Below are 24,945 nucleotides of genomic sequence, written 5' to 3' on the forward strand. Positions count from 1 at the left end.
TGCCATCCTTTCGATGGTACATATAAAATAAAAACTCCCTTTGAGAAAGATGATTCCTCTCTCAAAGGGAATTTTTAAACTGAAATTTTACAAAGAAAATAATTGTGCCATTAAATAAACCACAACAAATGCAATTACCCCACTTCCTATCATATAAATAACCGTTTGATACGGGCGTTTTCCAATTTCTCGCTGTTGTTCAATTTCATCTAATTGCCTCCCCTCGGTAAAAGCGACTATTTCTTTATAAGTTAAAATATTATTATCTTTTTTCATTTTGTCAGCCTTAAACGCATAATATACTGTAATACCATATAAAATAGCCCAGGGAATCATCCCATACCAACTCATCATTTTTATAAGCGGAACAAGGGAAATAATAGTCAAAACTAATAATATTCCATATATAGCAGCACATCTATTAAACTTCTTAATTTCTGTTACATTGATTTCTTTTTTCATAATTTCAATATCTCCTTTTACTAATTGGTCAAGAGATATATTAAATATAGAACTAAGTAACAATATACTATGAATATCCGGATAATTTTTCCCTGTTTCCCAATTTGAAATGGTTTGCCTGCTTACATAAACTTTTTCAGCTAGCTCTTCTTGAGAAATTTTCATATTATTACGATACTTCTTTATTTGAATGCCAATCTCCAATTTTATTCCTCCTTTGCTTGTTGATTTAATCTCTTGAACAATTAAAATCCTATCATTCAACAAACTTTTCATCTATCAAAAGCGTTTGACATTTGAAAAATATTCTTGTCATATTCGTTTGACATACCTATAAATTCAAATTTTCAATTCACTTTCATCTAATCGAGTAGGAGGTAGGCGATTATTTCGCCTACCGACCTCTCACACCACCGTGCGTACCGTTCGGTACACGGCGGTTCAATCAACTTAACAAGTAACCCGCCTTTCGGCGTAGTAGTCTTCCATAGATACAAGCCCAAACTTAGCCAGTCTCTCTTTACTGATTCCAATGTGGAGATTCCAGCTCCTGCACACTCTGGCATATCCCTTTGCATACGAAATACCATGTGCCGCACGCCGTGGCAGTCCGAGCTTGATAAGGTTCTTTTCCCTGTTCTTAGGTGTTTTCCAGTGTTTCCAGATACACATCCGCAATCGAAAGCGGATATGCTTATCGAGCTTTCCACATAACTTTTTCATGCTTCCGATTTTGAAGTAATTAATCCATCCTCGTATCAGTTGGTTGAGTTTCTCCACCTTATAGGTGTTGCTGACTCCCCAACTCCTACATGTAAGTTTCTTCATTTGCTCCTTAAACTTTTCCACCGCTTTCGTGTGGGGTCTGGCTTTATATCCTTTGGCAAATGAGTCATAGTAAAATCCAAACCCAAGATACTTTATCCCTTTTGGTTTATCTACCTTGCTCTTTTCGGCATTCACTTTGAGTCCGAGTTTATTCTCTATAAATCTCGTCACACTCTTCATGACCCGTTCCGCCGCCTGCCTGCTCCCGACCATGATGATTAGGTCATCGGCATACCTGACAAAATCCAGCCCTCTTGCTTCCAGTTCCTTGTCCAGCTCGTTAAGCATGATATTCGCTAATAATGGCGAGATATTCCCTCCCTGCGGTGTGCCGACTATTGTATCTTCATACTCATCGTCTATCATCACTCCGCTGACTAGAAACTTTCTTACCACTGATATCACATCCCCGTCCTTTATGGTTCGTCCGATGATTGTCATCAGCTTATCATGGTCTACCGTATCAAAGAACTTCGCAAGGTCAATGTCTACTATCCAGCTGTGTCCGTCATTCATCATCTCCAATGCCTTTAGGACTGCCTGCTGTGCGCATCGGTTTGGTCTGAATCCGTAACTATGGTCATGAAACTGCTCCTCAAATATCGGAGTCAATACCTGTGCTACCGCCTGTTGTACAAAACGATCAACTACCGTCGGCACCCCCAGGTTCCTTACTCCTCCGTCTGGCTTCGGTATCTCCACTCTGCGTACCGGCTGCGGCTTATATTTTCTCCTCCGTAGCTGTTCCATGATGTTCTCGCCGTTTTCCGAAAGGTATGGACCGAGTTCTTCCACGGTCATTCCGTCTACCCCTGCCGCTCCTTTGTTCCTGACGACTTGCAGATATGCCGCATTAAGATTGTCCTTACTCAATATCTGCTCCATTAGACTACTTATGTCCATGCGTTGTTTCCTTTCTGCCCCTTTTGCCTTTGCCGCCTTTGAAGTTATCGACAGGCGTTGCTCCGGCTACGAAGTGGAACGTACTTCAACTGATTGATTGTTCAGCCCTTCGCTCCATTCCCATTACAGGAACTTCCTCACTACTATGGCTTCTGCTGACTTCTCACTGTTCGTTGTTACTACGGCTGATGAAACCGCCTGTGAGACCTCCCCAGTTAGGGTGCGTATTCTTTCCCTCCATGCACCTGCCACATTTACTCGTACTTCCGGCAACCTTTTGGACTTCAGTGCCTTTTGCCACCTTATCCGCATTTCCGAGCCTTATATGCGGTTCCTGTCCGTCAGGTCAGAGGTTTGCTTACAGCTTCTTTCAGATTCCGTCTCACGGCGGACACCCTTGCTGTTCGGCTATGTGCTTCGTCGTTGCCTACGCGCACTTGGGACTTTCACCCATTAGAATACGCCCATGCTGGGCAATCGAGTAGGGGAGATTTTCTCTCCCCTCTCACACCACCGTACATGCCGTTCGGCATACGGCGGTTCAACGTAACTTCAAAGCATGTCGCTCATTGTAATAGTCAAAACAGCTTACAAGCCCTGCTCTGGCTAATACTTCTTTAGAGATTGCCCTGACAACGCATGTCTTAGTCACTACCCAGTAATAGCGGTCTCCACAATACGCTGTCAGTCTTGCAAGGTCTTTTCCGATTCCAAGTTTCTGCAGTCCCCATTGCCGTTTCTTCGGCACTTTCCACTGCTTCCAGATGATAACTCTGATTCTTGTTCTTAAATGTGCGTCTATCTTTATCATCGCTGTTTTCATGGAACCAAGGGCATAGTAGTTAATCCATCCTCTTGTCGCCTGATTGATTTTCTCAATCTTGCTCGTGACTGTCCCCGGCATTTTTCTACAGGTCAGTTCTTTCAGTCTGTTTTTGAACTTCTTCACAGAGTCCTGATGGGGTCTGCACTTCCATTCATTTGTCTTACTGTCCTTGTAGAATCCGAATCCAAGATACTTCAACTTTGACGGTCTTGTGATGTGCGTTTTGGTCATATTGACCTTTAACCCCAGTTTCCTCTGTATCCAGTCTGATACCGTCCGCATCACTCTTTTGGCACTCGATTCGCTTTTGACCGCTATGACACAGTCATCTGCGTATCTTGTGAACCGGAGTCCTCTCCTCTCCAGTTCCTTATCCAATTCATTCAGCATGATGTTTGACAGCAATGGTGATAGATTTCCGCCCTGTGGGGTTCCGAGTTTGGTTTCCTCGTATCCCTGTGGCGTCATAACTCCTGCTTTTAGATACTTGCGAATTAAGGATTCTGTATCGCCATCGTTGATAATCTTGTGAACCAGACTCATCAACTTGTCCTGCGGTACGTTATCGAAAAATTTCTCCAAGTCGATATCTACTATCCACTCATATCCCTCGTTTAGGTATACAAGCAGCTGTCTGATTGCCATTTCACAGCTCCGGTTCGGTCTGAAGCCGTAGCTCCATTCCGAAAACAAAGGCTCACACATGGGGCTTATCACCTGCACGATGCCTTGCTGGATTACCCGATCCATTACAGTTGGGATTCCCAGTTTTCTCATTCCGCCGTTTGGCTTAGGGATCTCCACTCTCCTGACTGGCTGGGGCTTGTACTCCCTGTTCCTGATTTGATTCCTGATACTTTCCCAATTCTCTTTGATATAATCGCCAAGTTCTTCGACTGTTACCTCATCCACCCCTCCTGCGCCCTTATTGGCACAGACTCTTTTGTATGCAGTGTTCATGTTATCTTTGGACAGTATCTTTTCCAACAGTTCTGACATTGCCTTGTGTGCTTTCTCCTTTCCGTTTCCATGGATTTGCCCTAGGTTGTGCAGTACCTGCTCATTTACGTTTCGCCCCTCCTGCCGTCAGGTATTCCATGGAGCATACATTTGATTACACGGTTACATTGTTCAGCCCTTCAGCACTTCCCATTCCAGGGCTTTGCCTACTACGGCCTCTGCTGACTTCTCACAGTTCGTTGTTACTACTGCGGGTTTCACAGCCTGTGAGACCTCACGGGATAAGCCTGCCAGTCTTTCCTCATCTACCTGCCTGATCTACGCACATGGGTTACGGTTGCCTTTTGGACTTCACTGTCTGTAGTCAGCTTATCCGCCATGTACGCCTTATATCAGGTTTCTGTTCGTCAGGCTACGATTTCGCTATCCCTTCTTCTCGCCCACATCTCACGATGTAAACCTTGGGAGTCGCTATGGGGTTCGTTGGCAACTACGCCCCTTGTGGACTTTCACCACAGACTGACGGCATGCCCGTCATACAACAAAATGGGCAATCCCATTCAGGACTGCCCATTCATTCTGCTTATTATGCCATTTTTTCACTCTGCACCGTTTCAAGCGTCAAATCATGTAAAACGGTACGTCCTTACTTAAATCTTAATACAACTTTGCCCCTGCCGGAATTCTGTCATCTACCATTAACAGATTCAGCCCCTCACGGCCATCTTCTTCATGAACTGCTGAAATCAGCATACCTTCGGAATCAATACCCATCATTTTTCTCGGCGGCAGATTTACAATCGCAATAGCTGTCTTACCAACCAGTTCTTCCGGCTCGTAATACTCGTGAATACCGCTTAAGATCACGCGGTCCTTGCGAACGCCGTCATCCAGAGTAAATTTCAAAAGCTTTTTGCTCTTGGGCACAGCCTCACATGCCAGGATCTTCACAGCACGGTAATCGGATTTTGCAAATGTCTCAAAATCTACCATCTCTTCAAAGAGGGGCTCGATCTTCACGTTGGAAAAGTCGATCTTCGCTGCCGGTTTTTCTGCCTTTGCAGCTGCCGGCGCCGCCTGACTTTCATTGTTCGCAGCATTCTTTGCCGCTCCCTGTGACTTCATTGTCGGGAACAAAAGCACGTCACGGATTGCCGCAGAATCTGTCAGAAGCATACACATTCTGTCAATGCCGAATCCGATTCCTCCTGTCGGCGGCATACCGATCTCCAGAGCATTGAGGAAGTCTTCATCTGTCGTATTTGCCTCCTCATCGCCCATAGCAAGCAGCTCTTCCTGTGCTTTGAACCGTTCTTTCTGATCGATAGGATCGTTCAGCTCGGAGTAAGCGTTCGCCATTTCCCAGCCGTTCATAAAGAACTCAAACCGCTCTACATATTCCGGATTTTCCGGTTTTTTCTTTGTAAGCGGAGAAATCTCGATCGGATGATCTGTAACAAAAGTAGGCTGGATCAGGTGTTCCTCTGCAAACTCTTCAAAGAAGAGACTTAAGATATCGCCCTTCTTATGATGCGCTTCGTATTCTACGTGATGCTCGTCCGCAAGTTTCTTGGCATCCTCGGTTGTCTCTACCTCGTTCCAGTCCACACCGGCATATTTCTTCACGGCATCTACCATAGTGATACGCTCAAACGGCTTTCCAAGATCCATTTCTACGCCGTTGTATACGATTTTAGTAGTTCCCAGAACTTCCTGCGCTACATGACGGTAAAGATTCTCTGTCAGATCCATCATTCCGTTGTAATCTGTATATGCCTGATACAGCTCCATCAGAGTAAATTCCGGGTTGTGCCTTGTATCCAGACCTTCATTTCTGAATACACGCCCGATCTCATACACTCTTTCCAGCCCGCCGACGATCAGACGTTTCAGATACAGCTCCAGAGAAATGCGGAGTTTAAAGTCCTCTCCCAGAGCATTAAAATGTGTCTCAAAGGGTCTTGCTGCAGCTCCTCCGGCATTGCTTACAAGCATAGGGGTCTCTACCTCAAGGAATCCCTGTCCGTCCAGGTATCTCCGGATGGAACTGATAATATGAGAACGTTTGATAAATGTATCCCGTACTTCCGGATTCATAATGAGATCCACATATCTCTGACGATAACGCATATCTGTGTTTGTCAGTCCGTGGAATTTCTCCGGAAGGATCTGCAGGCTCTTAGACAGAAGCTTTACTGCAGAGGCATGAATGGAAATCTCTCCTGTCTTTGTCTTAAAGACTTCTCCTTCCACACCTACAATATCGCCGATATCCAGCTTCTTGAAATCTTTGTATTCTTCTTCTCCTATGCCATCTCTTGCAACATAGCACTGGATATTTCCGCTCTGATCAAGAACATTACAGAAGGATGCCTTTCCCATCACACGTTTCTGCATCACACGGCCTGCAACTGTCACGTGCTTTCCTTCCATCTCCTCATAATGATCCTTAATATCAGATGTATGGCATGTCACATCATAACGCATAACCTGATAGGGGTCTTTTCCGTTTGCCTGAAGCTCCGCCAGCTTCTCGCGGCGTACCTTTCTAAGCTGGTTTAAATCTGGTTCCTGGGCATTCTTCTGCTGATTAGACACTGATCTTCACTCCTCTTCTCTTTTATCCTTATTATCAGATACCGCCCTGTTTTAGAGGGAACGGTCGATCTTCAAAACTTTGTACTCCAGTTCTCCTGCCTGCGTCTCTACTTTTACGCTGTCTCCGACTTCATGTCCAAGAAGGGCTCTTCCTACCGGTGACTCATTGGAAATTTTTCCCTGCAGGCTGTTGGCCTCTGTAGATCCGACAATCTTAAATTCTATCTCTTCTTCAAATTCTTCGTCATACACGGTAACGATGCATCCAATACTGATCTTATCAAGATTGACTTCATCCTCCACAACGACTTCCGCATTCTTCAGGATCTTCTCCAACTCTTCGATCCGTGCTTCGATGTCGCGCTGTTCATCTTTTGCTGCATCGTACTCTGCATTTTCTGAAAGGTCTCCCTGTTCTCTTGCTTCTTTAATTTTATCAGCAACTTCTTTACGCTTTACGACTTTCAGATTTTCCAGCTCTTCTTCCAGCTTCTTCAGACCGGTGTAGGTAAGAATTCTCTTCTTTTCTTCCATGACTATCCTCTCCTCTTTCTTGCTTTATTTCTGTATATCTGTCAGGGCCTTTCCCTTATATAAATCTACTTTCGCAATTTCAATATTATACATAACAGACTTTATAATGTCAATAGATTTTCGCCTCCAGAAGTGCCTTTAATTCTTCATAACTTTCCACCTGATTGATGGCCTCCCGAAGCCTGGCAGAACCCGTCATCCCTTTGGTATACCAGGCCACATGACTGCGCATCTGACGGATTCCCTGATACTCTCCTTTATATTTGATCTGAAGCGCCGCATGCCGGAGCATCATATCCCTGATCTCTGTATTGGAAGGTCTGGGCAGAATGTCTCCCGTCTCATCGTAGTGCTTCAATTCCCGGAAGATCCATGGATTCCCCTGTGCTCCCCGGGCAATCATCACCCCGTCGCACCCGGTCTGTTTCATCATGTCCATTGCTTTTTTTACAGAAGTCACATCTCCATTACCGATAACAGGGATGCCAACCGCTTCTTTGACCTGCCGGATAATATCCCAGTCCGCTTCCCCGGAATAATACTGCTCTCTCGTCCTTCCGTGAACCGCCACTGCCGCCCCGCCGGCTTCCTCAATAATCTTTGCGATTTCCACAGCATTTATACTGGAATCGTCAAAGCCTTTACGGATTTTTACCGTCACAGGTTTCTGAATTGCTTTGACCGTTTTGGATACGATCTCATAGACCAGATCCGGCTGCTTCATCAAAGCAGACCCTTCTCCATTTTTCACTACTTTAGGAACCGGACACCCCATATTGATGTCTAAAATCTGAAAAGGAAGTTCTTCTATCTTTTTGGCCTGCTCGCTGATGACATCAGGATCCGAGCCAAACAACTGGAGGGATACCGGATACTCTTCGGGATGGATCTTCAGAAGTTCCCTGGTATTACGATTTTCATACTGAAGCGCTTTTGCGCTTACCATTTCCATACATAAAAGGCCGGCACCCTGCTCTTTGCAGAGCAAACGGAATGGCAGGTCTGTTACGCCTGCCATCGGTGCCAGCACATACGGGTGCTCGATTGTAAGATTTCCTATTTTCATCTGTCAGATGTCCTTTCCGTTTCCTGCTCCTTCTTCTTTCCCCGGAAACGATTCCTTTCATATATAAGGCGCAGACCTTCCAGAGTCAGGATCGGATCATAGATATCAATACTTTCCGTTGCTGCCGCAAGGATGTTTCCAAGTCCTCCTGTTGCCACTACTTTCGCATCCAGATATCCGGATTCCTTTTTCATCCGGTCAATAATATATTCTGTCTGACCGATATAGCCGTACACCAGTCCGGCCTGCATACTGGACACTGTCTCTCTGGCCAGAATAGTATCCGGTTTCCGTATTTCAATCTCCGGAAGCATGGCTGCATCTCCCCACAGCGCTCTTGCTGATGTGCGGATCCCCGGCGCAATGACTCCCACTGCAAATGTACCGTCCGGCTCTACCAGATCATAAGTAGTCGCTGTACCAAAATCAATGACAATAACCGGCCCTCCATACAGATAATAGGCTGCCACTGCATCCACGATCTTATCCGGTCCTGTCTGGCGCGGATTTTCTGTTGCCACCCGGATTCCGGTCTTGATCCCTGCAGAGACGATGATCGGCTTCCGGTTAAAATATTTAATAATGCAGCTGCCCAGAGAATGCATAATGTCCGGCACGACAGACGCAATGATAATGTCGTCTACTTCTTCCGGATTTTCTCCCTGGTTCCGGATCATTTCCCGGATCGCTATTCCATATTCATCTGAAGTTCTCGGCTGTTTTGTTGTCATTCGGAATTTTGCCAGAAGCTCGCTCTCCCGATACAGCCCCATTGTAATATTTGTGTTGCCTACATCCATTACAAGCAGCATTCGTCAGTCCCCCTTTTTCTGTTCTTCCTGTCCCAGGAAAAATACCTGATAGTACAGCTGAAGAGCCTCCAGAAGTTCTTCTTTTTCCCTTTGCAGCTGCTTGATCTTAAGCTGGCTTCCGATCTCATCAAACATGGCGTCTCCTTCTACAGAAGACACCTCGAAACACAGCGTTCCATCTTCCTCATAAGCCAGTGTCAGGATTCCTCCCACATCATGTACATAGAGCACACACATGATCTTCAGCTCATCCTTTACATGATCCGGAAGCTGTTCAAAGTCCGGATTGAGATAATATTTTTCCTCATATGAATTTGCCCCGCAGAGCACAATTTTATCCTTATACATATCCATATATTCCTCGTACAGAGACTTCCCCGGAAAACACAGTCTCGCGTCTGCCGTTCTCCCGCTCCACAAGAAGCTCTCCTTTTTCATTGATCCCCAAAGCAAATGCCGTATACTCTCCCTTTGGATCGAGCACGCGCACTTCTCTTTCCTTATTTAAAAGAAGCCCGTTGTAGCGCTCTTTAAGCCCTGCAAGACTCCCATCCTTCAGAAAGATCTCATAATTCTTTTCAAATTTTTCCATCACCTGTGCAACAAGCTTAGCCCGGATCCACTCTTTGCCGGATTCCAGTTTCAGGGAAGTAGCCCTCCCTGCTAATTCTTCCGGAAACTCATCATGGTTCACATTAATCCCCACTCCGATCACCACATAACTGATCTGTTCTTCTTCCAGACTCATTTCCGTCAAAATGCCGCATATTTTTTTCTTATTTATCACAAGATCATTGGGCCATTTGATCCCGGCATCAAGTCCGGTCTCTTCCTTCACCGCCTCTACGACGCTAAGAGCCATGACCAATGTCAGCATAGGCGCCTGCACAGGTGCGATCTGCGGTTTTAAAAGGATACTCATATAGATATCCTTTCCGGGCGCCGACTCCCATCCTCTGCCGCGCCGCCCTTTCCCTGCACTCTGTGCATCCGCCGCCGCTAAAGTGCCGTGGGGCGCCCCTTCTTCTCCCAGGGCCTTTGCCCGTGTATTGGTAGAATCTGTTTCTTCATAATAAAAGACATTCCGCCCTGCCCATTTTGTCTCGATCCGGCTCTCAATTTCAGCTTTTGACATCACATCGGGACTTCCGGTCAGGTGATAACCTCTCCTGCGGACTGCCTCTATTTCATACCCTTCTTCTTTTAGCTGTTCTATTACTTTCCAGACAGCAGTTCTGGACACATGAAACCTGTCACAGATCTGCTGCCCTGATACATATCCATCTGCTGCCCGAAGCATGGATAAAATTTCTGTTTTCATTTCGTGATTATTCTCCAAGCGTTGCAACCATTATGGCCTTGATAGTGTGCAGACGATTCTCCGCCTCGTCAAACACAACTGATTTCTCGCTTTCAAATACGTCCTCTGTTACTTCTTTTCCTTTATTTGCAGGCAGACAGTGTGAGAACAGTGTGGTATCCTTGCCGGTGCGCTTCATCAGCTCTGCATTTACCTGATACGGAAGGGCAAGCTTTGTTCTCTCCTGTTCTTTCTTCTCCTCGCCCATGGAGAACCATACGTCCGTATAGAGCATATCCGCTCCTTCTACCACATCCAGTTCATCCGATACTTCCACTACAGAACCTGCCTCTTTTGCATAACCTCTGCATTCCTCTACAAGATCTGCATCCGGCCACAGACGTTTTGGAGCTGCAATAGCAATATTCACTCCAACCTTACTGCATCCCATCAGAAGGCTGTTTGCCACGTTGTTGCGTCCGTCTCCCAGATAAACAATTTTCAGTCCCTTAATATGTCCGAAATTTTCCTTCAGTGTAAGCAGCGTTGCCAGACACTGTGTGGGATGCCACTGATCTGTCAGACCGTTCCATACCGGAACGCCGCTGTACTGTGCAAGAGCTTCTACAAATTCGTGATCAAATCCTCTGTATTCAATTCCGTCAAACATACGTCCCAGAACACGCGCCGTATCTTCAATACTCTCCTTTTCGCCGAGCTGCAGTTCGGACCCTGCCAGATATGTTGCAGTTGCACCCTCGTCCTGCGCCCCGATAGTAAAAGCACATCTCGTTCTTGTAGAAGGTTTTTCAAAGATCAGGGCAATATTCTTTCCCTGCAGGCTGTGTCCTTTGATTCCTCTTTTTCGTTTTTCTTTCAGCTCCTCTGCAAGATCTACCAGGTATAAAATCTCCTCTGCAGTAAAGTCTCTTAACTTCAAAAAACTACGTCCTTTTAAATTCATATCACTCGTTCCTCTCTTCTTTTGGTCTTGTCGGCACACGGCTGTATCCGGACCGCCTGATTTCTTTCCATAATACCACTGTTTCCGCGTTTCTTCAATATTATTTCCTTCTTCGCTGTCTCCCCGCCTCAAACATCAGGATTGTAGCGGCAATGGCTGCATTCAGCGATTCCACTTCCCCTTCCATGGGGATGCGTATATAGGTATCTGCCATCCGGGCCGTTTCTTCCTTAAGTCCATTTCCTTCATTCCCGATCAGGAAGGCACTGCCGCCTGTATAATCTTCCTCGTCATAATCTGCCGTCCCTTTCAGATGGGCCGCATAAATCCGGATCCCGGCTTCTTTCATCTTGTGAAGAAATCTTTCCATGTCATCCTCACGCCTGCAGGGAACCCGGTATACGGATCCCATTGTAGATCGGACAGTCTTGGGATTATAAAGATCCACACAATCGCTGCTCATAACAACTCCGGTCACGCCGGCTCCCTCGCCGGTTCGAAGGATAGTACCCAGATTTCCCGGGTCCTGCAGATTATCCAGCACCATAAGAAGAGGCGGCTTTCCGCCTGCCTGCAGATCAAACATCTCCTCTGCAGACGGCTCCTTTCTTCGTGCCATCACACACAGGACGCCCTGGGGCGTCTTTGTATCTGAAACGTGGGAAAATACATGATCCGCAAGAATTTCTGCCTGAATGCGGGCCTCCTGCTCCTTCCGGCAGATCAGTTCTTTTTCTTTCTTTGCAAAGCTTTCCGAGACATACAGTTCTCTTAACATTTCCGGCGGCGCTTCCCGAAACATCCTAAGTCCTTCTGTCAGAAACACCTGCTCTTCCTCTCTCATCCTCCGTTTTTTCTGAAGTCCCGCAAGTCTTTTTATTCTCGGATTGGCTGTACTTGTAATCATACTTTTCTCACTCTTTCCTGAATCGTTGCAGATCCTGATTTCTTCCGATCAGGATCAATATCCCGTCATCCTGCAGGGGCCGGAAAGGATCAGGATTCACCTCTACCTCTTCTCCCCGCATGATGCCCACTACATTGATGCCGTACTTTTTTCGTATATCCAATTCCTCCAGTGTCCTGCCGACCCATTTGCGGGGCACTTCCACTTCTACCATGCTGTAATCCGCCGACAGAGTGATCCAATCCGCAAAATCCGCAGACACGAGATTTTTGGCTACCCGGGAACCCATTTCCCACTCCGGATGCACCACCGCATCCGCGCCGATCTTTCTTAAGATAGCGGCATGATGTTCGTGCTGCGCCTTTGCCAGCACATAGGGAACTCCCTCCTCTTTTGCCAGAAGCGTCGCCATGATATTGGCTTCCATATTCTCTGAGATCGCCACAATAAGGCCATCCAGATTTCTGGCACCCAGTGATTTCATCAAAGATGGTTCACCGATATCTGCCCGCATGGCATAGGAGACATGATCGGAAATCTCCTGCACCTTTTCCATATCCTCATCTACAGCGATTACCTCACAGCCCAGCTGCTGCAAAGAAAGCGCCACACTCACTCCAAAATTTCCAAGACCTAAGACTGCATACTGCTTCTTCATACTGATCTCCTCGCCTGTTCTATCTTTTTTCTTCTCTCCTGCTGTTTCCTAACCTACCATAACTCTCTGTGTGGGCAGTTCCCGCTCCAGTCCTTTTTGTTTTGCCCGCCCGCCAAACAAAAGCGCCAGCGTCATCGGTCCGATCCGGCCAATATACATCAGGATCATAATAACTGCCTGACTGCCCCTTGCAAGATCCGGCGTCAGGTCAGCGGTCAGTCCCACGGTTCCGATTGCCGAGCAGGTCTCATAGAGAACCCGGATAAAGGATACATCCTTCTCAATTCCTGCCACAATAGCTGTCCCGGTAAACAACGCGATCACTGCCAGTGTAATGACAGCCGATCCCATACGAATGTTCCGTTCTGCCACTTTTCTGCCAAAACACTCTGCGTCGTCTCTTCCTTTCACCACAGCCATACAGCAGATCACAATGAGACCGATGGTTGTTGTTTTGATCCCTCCGGCTGTTCCGCCGGGAGATCCGCCGATAAACATCAGCACACAGCTCACCATCTGGGATTCCGTTGTCAGAGCTGCCTGCGGAATGGTTGCAAACCCTGCTGTTCTTGTAGTAACAGACTGGAAAAAGGATGCCATAATCTTACTTCCAATCGGAAGATTTCCCAAAGTATCCGGATTGCTGTACTCTGCCAGGAAGAAATTCAAAGCCCCGGCGCATATCATTCCGGCTGTTACTGTCAGCACTACCTTAGAATGAAGGGAAAGCCTTGTAAACCACCATCTTCCCGGATTTTCCTTTTTCCACGCTCTTCGGATGCCGGCCAGCAGATCATACCAGACAATGAATCCCAGGCCTCCCAGGATGATCAGCAGCATCGTCGTCACATTTATGAGAGGGTTATTTACGTATTTTATAAAACTGCTGCTTCCCAGGATATCGATCCCGGCGTTACAGAACGCAGAGACCGCATGAAATACAGAGTACCAGATTCCTTTTATTACTCCATATTCCGGAATAAACTGGAAAGCATACAGCAGCGCCCCCACTCCCTCTACAATAAAGGTTCCTTTCAGGATTCTTAAGATAAATTTCACCATGCCGCCCGGCGAATCCATGTTATAGGTCTCCTGGATAACAATCCTTTCTTTTACCGTAATCTTTTTCCGTAAAATAAGAAAAAAGGCTGTCACACATGCGATCACCCCCAGTCCTCCCACCTGGATCAGGATCAGGAGTATCACCTGTCCAAGCAGGGTGAACTGCGCTTCCGGGGTCACTGTTACAAGACCAGTTACGCAGACAGCCGATGTCGATGTAAACAATGCGTCCATAAAAGCAATCGGGCGGGTATTGCAGGCAGGAAGCCATAACAGTACTCCCCCTGCAAGGATCACTCCCAGAAAACCTGCTGCCAGTATCTTCATTGTGTTCCATCTGATATTCTTTTTCATACTACAGCCTCCACATTTTGTGCAAAGGACATGTTTTTTCTACATTCTGAAGCGGTAGCCCACTCCCCATATTGTCTCGATATACTGAGGATTAGCCGTATCCACCTCAATCTTTTCACGTATCTTTTTGATATGCACTGTGACAGTGGCAATATCTCCAATGGATTCCATGTCCCATATTTCGCTGAACAATTCATCCTTAGTATACACATGATTGGGATGACTTGCAAGAAAAGTCAGCAAATCAAATTCCTTGGTGGTAAAGTTCTTCTCCACTCCATTGACCCACACTCTGCGGGCTGTCGTGTCAATCTTAAGCCCACGGATCTCGATGATCTTATTGGCCTCAGCCGCACTTCCGATCAGCCGCTCATAACGGGCAAGATGGGCCTTTACCCTTGCCACAAGTTCACTGGGGCTGAAAGGCTTCGTCATATAATCATCAGCTCCGAGCCCCAGTCCCCGGATCTTATCAATATCATCTTTTTTAGCGGAAACCATAATGATCGGTGTGTTTTTCTTATCCCGCACCTGACGGCATATCTCAAATCCGTCTACGCCAGGCAGCATCAGATCCAGGATCAGCAGATTGTAATCATTTCCAAGAGCCATATTAAGTCCGCTCTCTCCATCGTTTGCCACCTCTACTGTAAATCCGGAAAGTTCCAGATAATCTTTTTCCAGGTCAGCAATCGCCTCTTCATCCTCTACTATCAATATTTTACTCATTGATCGGTACCTCCTGATATTTACGGAGTACAAAATACATCGTCGTTCCTGTTCCTTCCCGGCTGGTCGCCCAGATCTTGCCTCCGTGTTCTTCTATAATTTTCTTTACAATGGACAGACCAATCCCGCTTCCTCCTTTGGAAGAATTTCGGGAAGCATCCGTTCTGTAAAACCGCTCAAATATATTGGTGAGATCTTTTGTCGCGATCCCTCTTCCATTGTCTTCCAGTTCAATTTGCACAAAATCTCCTACATCTTTCACACGCAGATTGATTTTTCCCTTCTGCTTATCCATGTACTTCAGTGAATTGTTGATAATATTGTTGATCACCCTCTTGATCTGCTCCGCATCAGCAATCACTTTCACGTCTTCTTCCACATAGTTAAAATAGCCAAACTCTACATTTCTGGACTCCAGCTCAAGAGAAAGCTCCTCGGCACAGTCATTGAAATAATCGTTGACAGAAATGATCTTAAAATTGTAAGGGATCCGGTTTGTATCTATCTTGGAATATAAAGTCAGTTCATTGATCAGAGTATCCATCTCACTGGCTTTATTGTAGATCGTCCGGACATATTTATCCATTTTCTCCGGCGTATCCGCAACTCCGTCTATAATTCCTTCCGCATAGCCTTTAATGGCTGTCACGGGCGTCTTCAGATCATGGGAAATGTTGCTGATCAGCTCTTTGTTTTCATTATCAAAAGAAAGCTTTTCTTCTGCATTGGCTTTCAGCCTCTTTCTCATTTCCTCAAAATCCTGGCACAGCCGCCCCAGCTCGTCATCTGTCTTCCATTTCAGCTCAAAGTCAAGGTTCCCTTCTTTAATACTCTGTGCTGCCTTTCGCACCTTCCTCAAGGGTCCCATGACTGTATGATAGATCCAGAATACAAGAATAAACGCCGTAAAGATCAAAATAAGCGCAACCGCCGCCAGAACATCAACGGCAAAATCCTCCAGCTCCGGAATTGCATTTCCCACATCGGTAACAATAAACGCACTGGCTGTTGCCCCGTCATCAAACTGAAAATCCACCTGCCTTACAAGAGCCTGCGCTGCTCCTCCCAGATAGATCCCGTTCTCGGATGTAGTCTCCGATTCTCCATAACCGGGCAGCTGATCTATTACACTGTCTGCCTCTTCTGTATCAATACCAATGTAAAGAATCGTTCCCTCTCCTCTGACGATCAGATAAGATTTCTTTTTATTCAGCGCCGAATTAAAATCATTGAGATATGTGGCATCTATAAGCTTAGAAGGGTCTTCTCTGACTGTCGCCTGCAGCTCGTGGTAAGAATTTTCTGTCAGTCTGCCCATCACCTGAAGAGGATTCGACAGAGCATCAAAAGTCGTCCCGGAGATTCCATATGTTTTTTCAATTGCACTTAACTGGTACTGACCGATCAGCATAATAAAAAGGCTGGTCAAAAGTACCGGCACCATGATCACTGCCAGAAACGCAATGATCAAACGAGTTTTAAATTTCATACGCACAGACCTCCGTTTTTATTTTAGCACAAAAAGAGCGCTTTCCTTAAAAAGCGCTCATAAATTTTTATAAACTTTTTATAAATACTTTTTCAGATCTTCTGCCCGATCTGTCTTTTCCCAGGGAAGATCCAGGTCTGTGCGCCCAAAATGGCCGTATGCTGCAGTCTGTTTGTAGATAGGCCTTCTAAGATCCAGCATTTTAATAATGCCCGCCGGGCGAAGGTCAAAGTTATCTCTGATGATCTCCACAAGCTTTTCATCGCTTACTTTTCCGGTTCCAAAGGTATCTACCATAACTGAAGTCGGGTGTGCAACTCCTATGGCATAGGAAAGCTGAATCTCACATTTCTTAGCCAGTCCTGCTGCAACGATATTTTTTGCAACATACCGCGCTGCATATGCGGCAGAACGATCCACTTTCGTGCAGTCCTTTCCGGAAAACGCTCCGCCTCCGTGACGGGCCATTCCGCCATAAGAATCTACAATGATCTTCCTTCCTGTCAGTCCACTGTCACCGTGGGGTCCTCCTATCACAAAGCGTCCGGTAGGATTGATAAAATATTTTGTATTTTCATCTGTCATTCCTTTCGGAATAATGACATCAAACACATATTTGCGGATATCCTCATGGATCTGCTCCTGTGTCACATCCGGATCATGCTGTGTGGAGAGAACAACTGCGTCCAGTCTGCAGGGAACTCCCTCTTCATCATACTCTACAGTTACCTGTGTCTTTCCGTCCGGTCTCAAATATGAAAGAGTTCCGTCCTTTCTTACTTCCGCAAGTCTTCTCGCAAGCTTGTGTGCCAGCGCTGCCGGATACGGCAGCATCTCTTCCGTCTCATCTGTGGCATAGCCGAACATCATTCCCTGATCTCCGGCTCCGATAGCATCCAGCTCTTCCTCTGACATTTTATTTTCCTTTGCCTCCAGCGCTTTATCAACACCCATGGCAATATCCGAGGACTGTTCGTCAATCGCTGTGATCACGCCGCATGTATCAGCGTCAAATCCATACTTGCCTCTTGTATAACCGATCTCCCGGACAGTATCTCTTACAATTTTCTGGATATCTACGTACGCGTTTGTTGTAATCTCACCCATAACCAGCACAAGACCTGTTGTCGTACAAGTCTCACATGCCACACGGCTCATGGGGTCCTGCTCCATCAGCGCGTCCAGGATCGCATCTGATATCTGGTCGCACATCTTATCCGGATGTCCTTCTGTTACTGATTCGGATGTAAATAATCTTTTTTCCATATCTGCTCCTTTTCCTTTCTCTTGTCCAGCTGGCAGTAAAAAGTCCGCTTATTAAAAATAAGCGGACTGTTATAAACCAAACCAATCCTCTTATTGTTCGATCACTCGCTCAGGTTGGCACCTTCCGTTCTATCGGGGTTGCCGCAGCTTCACAGGTCCTTTGTACCTCCACTGCTCTGAATAAGAGAAATACACGTTTCTGTTATTGAATTGTTCCTCTGTATCGCAAATGATACAAATAATACTTTATATGCTTTCTTTGCATAAGTCAATAGATATTTCCGAAAATCTAGCCCACCTTCAGCATAAACTTACGGATTTCTTTTTCTGTGGAAACTTTTTCGATCACAGCCCCCAGGCTTCTTAGCTTCTCGTCGAAACGCTCATAGCCTCTCTGGATATAAACGATATCATCCACGATCGTAATACCGTCAGCAGCCAGCCCCGCGATACACAGCGCCGCTCCTGCCCGAAGATCCGGCGCGCTCACCCGTGCAGCTGAAAATTTTTCCACACCTTCAATGGTAGCGGAATTTCCTTCTACCTTTACATTGGCTCCCATACGTGCCAGCTCATCCAAATATTTAAATCTGTTCTCGAAAATGCTTTCCGTGATAATACTTGTCCCTTTACAAAGAGCAAGTGTCACGCCGATCTGCGGCTGCATATCTGTAGGAAATCCCGGATAAGGAAGGGTTTTTACATGTGTGCAGCTCAAGCTACCCTTGGACACGACGCGCACCGCATCGTCAAATTCCTCTACCTCACATCCGATTTCCACAAGCTTTGCAATTGTTGCCTCCAGATGTTTCGGAATCACATTCAGAACCGTTACATCTCCTTTGGTAGCTGCCGCTGCAAACATGAAAGTTCCAGCCTCGATCTGATCCGGAATAACAGAATACTCTGTACGATGCAGATGAGAAACTCCACGGATCTTGATCACATCCGTTCCTGCTCCCCTGATATTTGCTCCCATACTGTTGAGGAAGTTGGCAACATCTACAACATGCGGTTCTTTCGCAACATTTTCAAGAATGGTAAGCCCCTCTGCCATGGCTGCCGCCATCATAACATTGATGGTAGCGCCCACACTGACAACATCAAAATAAATGTGTTTTCCTACCAGCCTTGTTGCCTCTGCGATAATCTTGCCGTGTTCAATGTCCACATCCGCACCAAGCGCGCGGAATCCTTTCAAATGCTGGTCAATGGGACGGCTTCCAATGTTGCATCCTCCCGGAAGCGCCACCTCTGCTCTTTTATATTTCCCAAGAAGAGCTCCCAGCAGATAATAAGATGCTCTTATCTTCTTAATATAGTCATATTCAATATCAAAACTGGATACGCCCCGCCCGTTAATCTTTACGGTGTGGCGGTCCACACGGTGCACAGACGCTCCGATCCCGGAAATAGCATCCAGCAGTACATTAATGTCATTGACATCCGGAAGATTGTCAATCATAACTGTTTCATCACTCATAATTGCAGCCGCAAGAATAGCAAGGGCTGCATTTTTTGCTCCGCCTATCTCCACTTCACCGACAAGCGGATTGCCGCCTTTAATAATATATTGTTCCATACTGCACCTCGATCACACTCTCATTCTCTGCCTTCTTTCGACAGATCTTGAAGCTTTTTTTGCCCGTTTATAATCATTATTATATCGTAAATTTTCTTCGAAATTCATGGCATTGATATCCTGCCGTCCCAAATCTTTGCGGGTATAATATCCTCGGCAGATTTTTAGCGCTCGGCTTTTAGCGGTTCCGCTAAAACCGATATGCGCAGATATAATGTCCCGATGACATTATATCTCGTCCTCGCGGACTCGATGCCTCCGGCAGATTTTTAGCGCTCGGCTTTTGGCGGTTCCGCCAAAACCGACGTGCGCAGATATAATGTCCGATGACATTATATCATATATCAGCCGGTTGTAAAACATTTTTTATACTTGTGTAAAAATTCTGTAACATTTTACCAAGTCAAAAAATGTTAATTTTCTAATGCCTCTAAAACTTTACCAATTGTCTGCTCCAATGTCAACCCATCTTCGCTGATTGTGATATCTGCATATCTTTCGAACAGAACTTTCCTCTCCTCATAAAGTTCCCGAAGTGACTGTCCTTCCCGAAGTGTAACGCCCCGTTTGTGAGGATCACCGATCCTGTCTCTTATCGTTTCATACGATGCCTGAAGATATACGATTTTTCCGATCTTTTTAAAATGCTCCATAGCATTCCTGCAGTATACAATACTTCCGCCCGGAGAGATCACAGTGTGCTCTGCCTCTATCCGGGCATTCACCTCGTCCTCAATTTCCCGGAATCTATCCAGCCCCTCTTCTCTAATAATCTCATGCAGCAAACGTTTTTCCTGTTCCTGTATCAGGATATCCGGATCAATAAATCCGTATCCCAGCCGCTTTGCTGCAACAACCCCTATGGTACTCTTTCCGGAGGCCGGCATTCCGATAAAAATAATATTATTCATACTCCTTCTCCCTATCTTTTGTTCTCCCCACTTTGCCTTGACCACCTGCAGGCAAAATCTTCTCCCAAACCGAAACTATTTTTGCTATTGTATCACATTTTCTATTTATTTGTCCATTTACATATTTTTAAAACTGCTTACCACACATTTTGAACTATCCGGTCATATAGTCGGCAAGAAAAACAGAGGAAAGCCTGACAGAATATCAATAATACTTTCTTCTGTATTTTCTGTGGTCACAGCGTCTTTTATAAATCTCCTGGTACAGCATAACTTCCAGAAGTTCTCCAAGCCATTCTCCCGGGTTTTCTTCCCGGTCTTCCATCTTATTATAAATACGGCTGCACATCAGTCTAAGCTGCAGTTTATCCGGGTATTCATCATATAACATGCTGCCTTCATATTCCATGCGGTCGCACTCTTCCTCCACGAAGGGCAGCGCTCTTTTTGCAGTTTCCGGATACATACTCTTCATGTATTCAAAATCTCTTCTTTCCAGTCTCTCATCGTCATATAAAAGCGGCATGGGATATGCCATGTAATACGGTAATTTCCTTTCCATTCGTCTTACGCCCTCCTGAAAAAGAGTTATCTGGAAATAGTATATTCCAAAATCGGCTGTTTGTTACATAAGGCGCATCCCACAGAACATTTTATTTAGCGGGGAATGGCGTTTTCTGCCAAACAGAAAATCCCCCAAAAACCAGAACACACTCCGGTTTCGGGGGATCGGATCATTTATGCCCGTTCGCTGTAATGATGTGCATCTTCGAGCATCATATCTTTTACCTTCATCAGACGGATCTGGGAACTTCTCTCGTTCTCATCCAGCTTCATCGTGATGTATTTGATTGTTTCCTGTGCTTCCGGAATAATCACATGCTCCAAAGCATTTACACGGCGTCTTGTCTTTTCAATCTCAGCCGCCATAAGCTGGCATGCTTTTTCCGTCTCCGCAAGCTTCAGCATATCCGGCAAAATATCTGCCAATGATTTCACCGCTCCGTCCAGATCGCTGGATGTAAATGCGAAACCATATGAGTAAATGTCATTGGCATCCGCTGTCCTTGTCTTTGACTCAAACACCGGAATATTAACGCTCATGACATTTTTCTTGCCGACCTCCAGGTTCACTTCCTGTTTTGGCGCCATTAAAGCTGTATTTAATGTGGCCGCATCCATTCCGGCCCTTGCTATGACAAAATTCTTATTTGCAGAGAGGATTCCGGCTTCCACCTTCTGACGAAGCTCCATATTTTCCCTTGCCAGATCCAGAAACTGCCGCATCAACTCGTCACGCTTATCCTTCAGAAGCTTGTGGCCTCTTCTGGCTGTGGCAAGTTTTTTCTTCGTTCTGGTCAGCTCCATACGGGTTGGAGTGATCTGTGTAGATGCCATTTTGCTGCCTCCTTTAATTTTCTCATGAGGACGTGCATGCCGTCCCCCGCCATGCCCCAGCTCGATTCCGCTCCGCTCCTTCTCGCTGGAGGGCGTACGCCCTATGCATCTGCACAGAATCAGTTGTCAGCAGATAAATCTGCACAACTGATTCTGCACATCTGCGCATGGCTTATTGTTTACCATAGTACATATCCAGATACTTATCGTCGATTCGTTTCAATTCGGATCTTGGAAGTATGGACAGCAGTTTCCAGCCAATATCCAGTGTCTCTTCTATAGATCTGTCTGTGTTGTATCCCTGGGATACGTATTCTTTTTCAAATTCGTCTGCAAATTTTGCATAGATCAAATCGATCTCTGTCAGAGCTGCTTCACCAAGGATCGTCATAAGCTCTTTCGCGTCTTTTCCGCGGGAATATGCGGCAAAGAGCTGGTTCATTGTATTAGAATGATCTGCTCTTGTCTTACCCTCGCCGATACCTTTATCTTTCAGACGGGACAGGGACGGCAGTACATCGATGGGCGGCTGAACGCCTTTTCGATACAGATCACGGCTTAAGATTACCTGACCCTCTGTGATATATCCGGTAAGGTCCGGGATCGGATGGGTCTTGTCATCTTCCGGCATGGTCAGGATCGGGATCATCGTGATACTTCCGCTTTTTCCTCTCTGACGTCCTGCACGCTCATACATCTGTGCAAGGTCTGTGTACATATATCCGGGGTAGCCGCGGCGTCCGGGAACTTCTTTTTTCGCTGCGGAGATCTCACGGAGAGCATCCGCATAGTTTGTGATGTCTGTCAGAATAACAAGGACATGCATATCCTTTTCAAACGCAAGGTATTCCGCTGCTGTCAGCGCCATACGCGGTGTGGAAATACGCTCAACTGCAGGGTCATTTGCCAGATTGACAAACAGAACGGTTCTGTCGATGGCTCCTGTCTCCTTGAAGGATTCTACGAAGAAGTTAGACTCCTCAAATGTAATACCCATAGCAGCGAATACAACGGCGAAATTCTCGTCTGTTCCCCGCACCTTTGCCTGTCTCGCGATCTGGGCTGCCAACTGTGAATGAGGCAGACCGGAACAGGAGAAGATCGGAAGTTTCTGTCCGCGGACAAGAGTGTTCAGTCCGTCAATGGCAGATACGCCTGTCTGGATAAACTCTTCCGGGTATACGCGGGCCGCCGGGTTCATAGGCAGACCATTGATATCTCTTCTTTCATCCGGCAGGATTTCCGGGCCGTCGTCAATCGGACGTCCCAGACCGTCGAATACACGTCCCAGCATATCGCCTGACACGCCAAGCTCCATGCTTCGTCCAAGGAACCGCACCTTGCTGTTGCTAAGGTTAATTCCTGCAGCATTTTCATAGAGCTGTACAACTACATTGCTTCCGTCAACCTCAAGCACCTTGCAGCGGCGTTTTTCTCCATTTGCAAGTTCAATTTCTCCGAGTTCGTCATATGTGACTCCCTCTACACCTTTTACCATCATAAGTGGTCCGGCAACTTCCTGTATGGTTCTATATTCTTTTGGCATAGTTTAGAAGTCCTCCTTTCCGAACGCACCTGCGATCTCTTCTTTTAATTCCTCTAATATTTTTTCGTACTCTGTCTCCACATTTTCTGTGGTTGTATATTTGTAACGTCCGATTTTTTCTCTGACAGCCATTCCCAAAAGAGCATTCATTGACGCCCCTTTATTCAGAGCCTCCATAGACTGCTCATAGAATGCCAGCACCAGCTTCATCATCAGATACTGTTTCCGAAGCGGTGTGTAGGTGTCTACTTCGTGGAAAGAGTTCTGATGCAGGAAGTCCTCACGGATGGATCTTGCCGCTTCCATCTTCAGGCGGTCCACCGGTGAAAGTGCATCCATACCTACCATCTGTACGATCTCTTCCAGCTCTGCTTCTTCCTGCAGAAGGCTCATCATCTTCTGGCGGTCTTCCATCCAGTCAGGTGCCACTGTATTATTGAACCAGTCACTGACATTATCCAGATACAGAGAATAGCTGGTCAGCCAGTTGATAGCCGGGAAATGTCTCTTGTATGCCAGGTTGGAATCCAGGCCCCAGAATACTTTAACGATACGCAGGGTTGCCTGTGATACCGGCTCTGAAGTGTCACCGCCCGGAGGAGATACGGCTCCGATAACGGACAGAGATCCTTCTCTTCCTTCTTTTCCAAGAGAGATCACATGACCTGCTCTTTCGTAAAATTCTGCAAGACGGGAACCTAAGTATGCCGGGTAACCTTCCTCACCGGGCATTTCTTCCAGACGTCCCGACATTTCACGGAGCGCCTCCGCCCACCGTGAAGTGGAGTCTGCCATCAACGCAACGGAATATCCCATATCGCGGAAATATTCTGCAATGGTAATTCCTGTGTAAATAGACGCTTCACGGGCTGCGAAAGGCATATCCGATGTATTTGCGATCAGAACCGTTCTTTCCATCAGGGAGCGTCCTGTCTTTGGATCCTTCAGTTCCGGAAATTCATTCAGAACGTCCGTCATCTCATTTCCACGCTCGCCGCATCCGATATATACCACAATGTCCGCTTCTGCCCATTTTGCCAGCTGGTGCTGAATAACTGTCTTACCGCTTCCGAATGGTCCCGGTACTGCAGCAACACCGCCTTTTGCAATCGGGAAGAAGGTATCGACTACACGCTGTCCGGTTACAAGAGGTACATCCAGCGGCAGTTTCTTTACATAGGGACGTCCGCGCCTTACCGGCCATTTCTGCATCATGGTCAGCTCTTTGTCTCCGTCCTTTGTCTCCACTACTGCAATGGTCTCTTCTACCGTAAATTCTCCGGACTTGATTTCTTTTACTGTTCCTTCCACACCGTAGGGAACCATGATCTTCTGCTGTACGATGGCTGTCTCCTGAACAGTTCCCAGCACATCGCCTGCTTCCACTTCATCTCCGACCTTTGCAACCGGAACAAATTCCCATTTCTTATCTCTTTTCAGGGCTGCAACCTCAACTCCTCTTTGCAGGTTGTTTCCTGAAATCTTCATAATATCATCAAGCGGTCTCTGGATTCCGTCATAGATGCTTGCGATCAGACCCGGTCCAAGCTCAACCGCCATAGGAGCTCCTGTGGACTCTACCGGTTCTCCCGGTCCAAGTCCGGATGTCTCCTCATATACCTGTATGGACGCCTCATCACCGTGCATCTCGATGATCTCCCCGATCAGACGCTGCTTACTTACACGTACAACGTCGGACATGTTTGCATCACGCATACCGGATGCAATGACAAGGGGTCCTGCTACTTTTTTAATCGTACCTGTACTCATAACGGACGAATCACCTCTAC

At 46.4% G+C, this 24,945-nt stretch carries 22 protein-coding genes and 1 riboswitch; all 22 genes read right to left on the reverse strand.

Translation table 11 applies throughout. The annotated features are described in order from the left end of the window. Nucleotides 1–87: 87 nt before the first annotated feature. Nucleotides 88–666, reverse strand: coding sequence for a helix-turn-helix domain-containing protein (locus EUBC25_RS06225; protein WP_230107304.1), 579 nt, complete (start codon nt 664–666; stop codon nt 88–90). A gap of 246 nt (nt 667–912) precedes the next feature. Beyond that, nucleotides 913–2,193, reverse strand: coding sequence for a group II intron reverse transcriptase/maturase (ltrA, locus tag EUBC25_RS06230; protein ID WP_230107305.1), 1,281 nt, complete (start codon nt 2,191–2,193; stop codon nt 913–915). 541 nt (nt 2,194–2,734) lie between these two features. Continuing rightward, nucleotides 2,735–4,018: a group II intron reverse transcriptase/maturase gene (gene ltrA / locus EUBC25_RS06235; protein ID WP_230106227.1), complete on the reverse strand. Its 1,284-nt coding sequence runs from the start codon at nt 4,016–4,018 to the stop codon at nt 2,735–2,737. A 618-nt stretch (nt 4,019–4,636) separates the two neighbouring features. Continuing rightward, nucleotides 4,637–6,577 (reverse strand): lysine--tRNA ligase, encoded by a 1,941-nt coding sequence (lysS, locus tag EUBC25_RS06240; protein ID WP_230107306.1) that lies wholly within the window; start codon nt 6,575–6,577, stop codon nt 4,637–4,639. A gap of 51 nt (nt 6,578–6,628) precedes the next feature. Continuing rightward, nucleotides 6,629–7,111 (reverse strand): transcription elongation factor GreA, encoded by a 483-nt coding sequence (greA, locus tag EUBC25_RS06245; RefSeq protein ID WP_230107307.1) that lies wholly within the window; start codon nt 7,109–7,111, stop codon nt 6,629–6,631. A gap of 109 nt (nt 7,112–7,220) precedes the next feature. After that, entirely contained in the window at nt 7,221–8,177 is a 957-nt protein-coding gene (gene dusB, locus EUBC25_RS06250) for a tRNA dihydrouridine synthase DusB (RefSeq protein WP_230107308.1), read from the reverse strand. Continuing rightward, nucleotides 8,174–8,989: a type III pantothenate kinase gene (locus EUBC25_RS06255; protein ID WP_230107309.1), complete on the reverse strand. Its 816-nt coding sequence runs from the start codon at nt 8,987–8,989 to the stop codon at nt 8,174–8,176. Before EUBC25_RS06255 ends, dusB begins: the two co-directional genes overlap by 4 nt. A gap of 3 nt (nt 8,990–8,992) precedes the next feature. Further along, on the reverse strand, nt 8,993–9,337 hold the full coding sequence (locus EUBC25_RS06260; protein WP_230107310.1) for a DUF6145 family protein: 345 nt from the start codon (nt 9,335–9,337) through the stop codon (nt 8,993–8,995). Then, the gene (locus tag EUBC25_RS06265) at nt 9,330–10,310 is read right to left on the reverse strand and encodes a biotin--[acetyl-CoA-carboxylase] ligase (protein ID WP_230107311.1); all 981 of its coding nucleotides are present in this window, start codon (nt 10,308–10,310) and stop codon (nt 9,330–9,332) included. The genes EUBC25_RS06260 and EUBC25_RS06265 overlap by 8 nt, the downstream gene beginning before the upstream one ends. Nucleotides 10,311–10,317: 7 nt before the next feature. Next, complete coding sequence (gene argF, locus EUBC25_RS06270; RefSeq protein WP_230107312.1) at nt 10,318–11,253, reverse strand: ornithine carbamoyltransferase; 936 nt, start codon at nt 11,251–11,253, stop codon at nt 10,318–10,320. A 100-nt stretch (nt 11,254–11,353) separates the two neighbouring features. Then, nucleotides 11,354–12,160, reverse strand: a complete 807-nt coding sequence (locus EUBC25_RS06275; protein ID WP_230107313.1) for a TrmH family RNA methyltransferase — start codon at nt 12,158–12,160, stop codon at nt 11,354–11,356. A gap of 7 nt (nt 12,161–12,167) precedes the next feature. Next, a complete protein-coding gene (locus tag EUBC25_RS06280) occupies nt 12,168–12,818 on the reverse strand; it encodes a potassium channel family protein (RefSeq protein ID WP_230107314.1) in 651 nt (216 codons plus the stop codon). Nucleotides 12,819–12,866: 48 nt separating this feature from the next. Next, nucleotides 12,867–14,234, reverse strand: coding sequence for a TrkH family potassium uptake protein (locus tag EUBC25_RS06285; RefSeq protein WP_230107315.1), 1,368 nt, complete (start codon nt 14,232–14,234; stop codon nt 12,867–12,869). A gap of 39 nt (nt 14,235–14,273) precedes the next feature. After that, nucleotides 14,274–14,963, reverse strand: coding sequence for a response regulator transcription factor (locus EUBC25_RS06290; protein ID WP_230107316.1), 690 nt, complete (start codon nt 14,961–14,963; stop codon nt 14,274–14,276). Continuing rightward, nucleotides 14,956–16,452 (reverse strand): sensor histidine kinase, encoded by a 1,497-nt coding sequence (locus EUBC25_RS06295; RefSeq protein WP_230107317.1) that lies wholly within the window; start codon nt 16,450–16,452, stop codon nt 14,956–14,958. The genes EUBC25_RS06290 and EUBC25_RS06295 overlap by 8 nt, the downstream gene beginning before the upstream one ends. 78 nt (nt 16,453–16,530) lie before the next feature. Beyond that, nucleotides 16,531–17,718 carry a methionine adenosyltransferase gene (metK, locus tag EUBC25_RS06300; RefSeq protein WP_230107318.1) on the reverse strand — a complete coding sequence of 396 codons (1,188 nt, stop codon included), beginning with the start codon at nt 17,716–17,718 and terminating at the stop codon, nt 16,531–16,533. Between the two features lie 87 nt (nt 17,719–17,805). Further along, nucleotides 17,806–17,905: riboswitch (SAM riboswitch) on the reverse strand. 102 nt (nt 17,906–18,007) lie between these two features. Next, nucleotides 18,008–19,300, reverse strand: a complete 1,293-nt coding sequence (locus EUBC25_RS06305; RefSeq protein ID WP_230107319.1) for a UDP-N-acetylglucosamine 1-carboxyvinyltransferase — start codon at nt 19,298–19,300, stop codon at nt 18,008–18,010. A gap of 413 nt (nt 19,301–19,713) precedes the next feature. Beyond that, nucleotides 19,714–20,211: a shikimate kinase gene (locus tag EUBC25_RS06310; RefSeq protein ID WP_230107320.1), complete on the reverse strand. Its 498-nt coding sequence runs from the start codon at nt 20,209–20,211 to the stop codon at nt 19,714–19,716. Nucleotides 20,212–20,416: 205 nt separating this feature from the next. Then, complete coding sequence (locus tag EUBC25_RS06315) at nt 20,417–20,773, reverse strand: hypothetical protein (RefSeq protein ID WP_230107321.1); 357 nt, start codon at nt 20,771–20,773, stop codon at nt 20,417–20,419. A 176-nt stretch (nt 20,774–20,949) separates the two neighbouring features. Next, nucleotides 20,950–21,609 carry a V-type ATP synthase subunit D gene (locus EUBC25_RS06320; RefSeq protein WP_230107322.1) on the reverse strand — a complete coding sequence of 220 codons (660 nt, stop codon included), beginning with the start codon at nt 21,607–21,609 and terminating at the stop codon, nt 20,950–20,952. Between the two features lie 172 nt (nt 21,610–21,781). Further along, the gene (locus EUBC25_RS06325) at nt 21,782–23,155 is read right to left on the reverse strand and encodes a V-type ATP synthase subunit B (RefSeq protein ID WP_230107323.1); all 1,374 of its coding nucleotides are present in this window, start codon (nt 23,153–23,155) and stop codon (nt 21,782–21,784) included. 3 nt (nt 23,156–23,158) lie between these two features. Continuing rightward, on the reverse strand, nt 23,159–24,925 hold the full coding sequence (locus tag EUBC25_RS06330; protein WP_230107324.1) for a V-type ATP synthase subunit A: 1,767 nt from the start codon (nt 24,923–24,925) through the stop codon (nt 23,159–23,161). Nucleotides 24,926–24,945: the final 20 nt, after the last annotated feature.

The organism is Claveliimonas bilis (genome assembly GCF_020892095.1).
GTDB classification, from domain to species: domain Bacteria; phylum Bacillota; class Clostridia; order Lachnospirales; family Lachnospiraceae; genus Claveliimonas; species Claveliimonas bilis.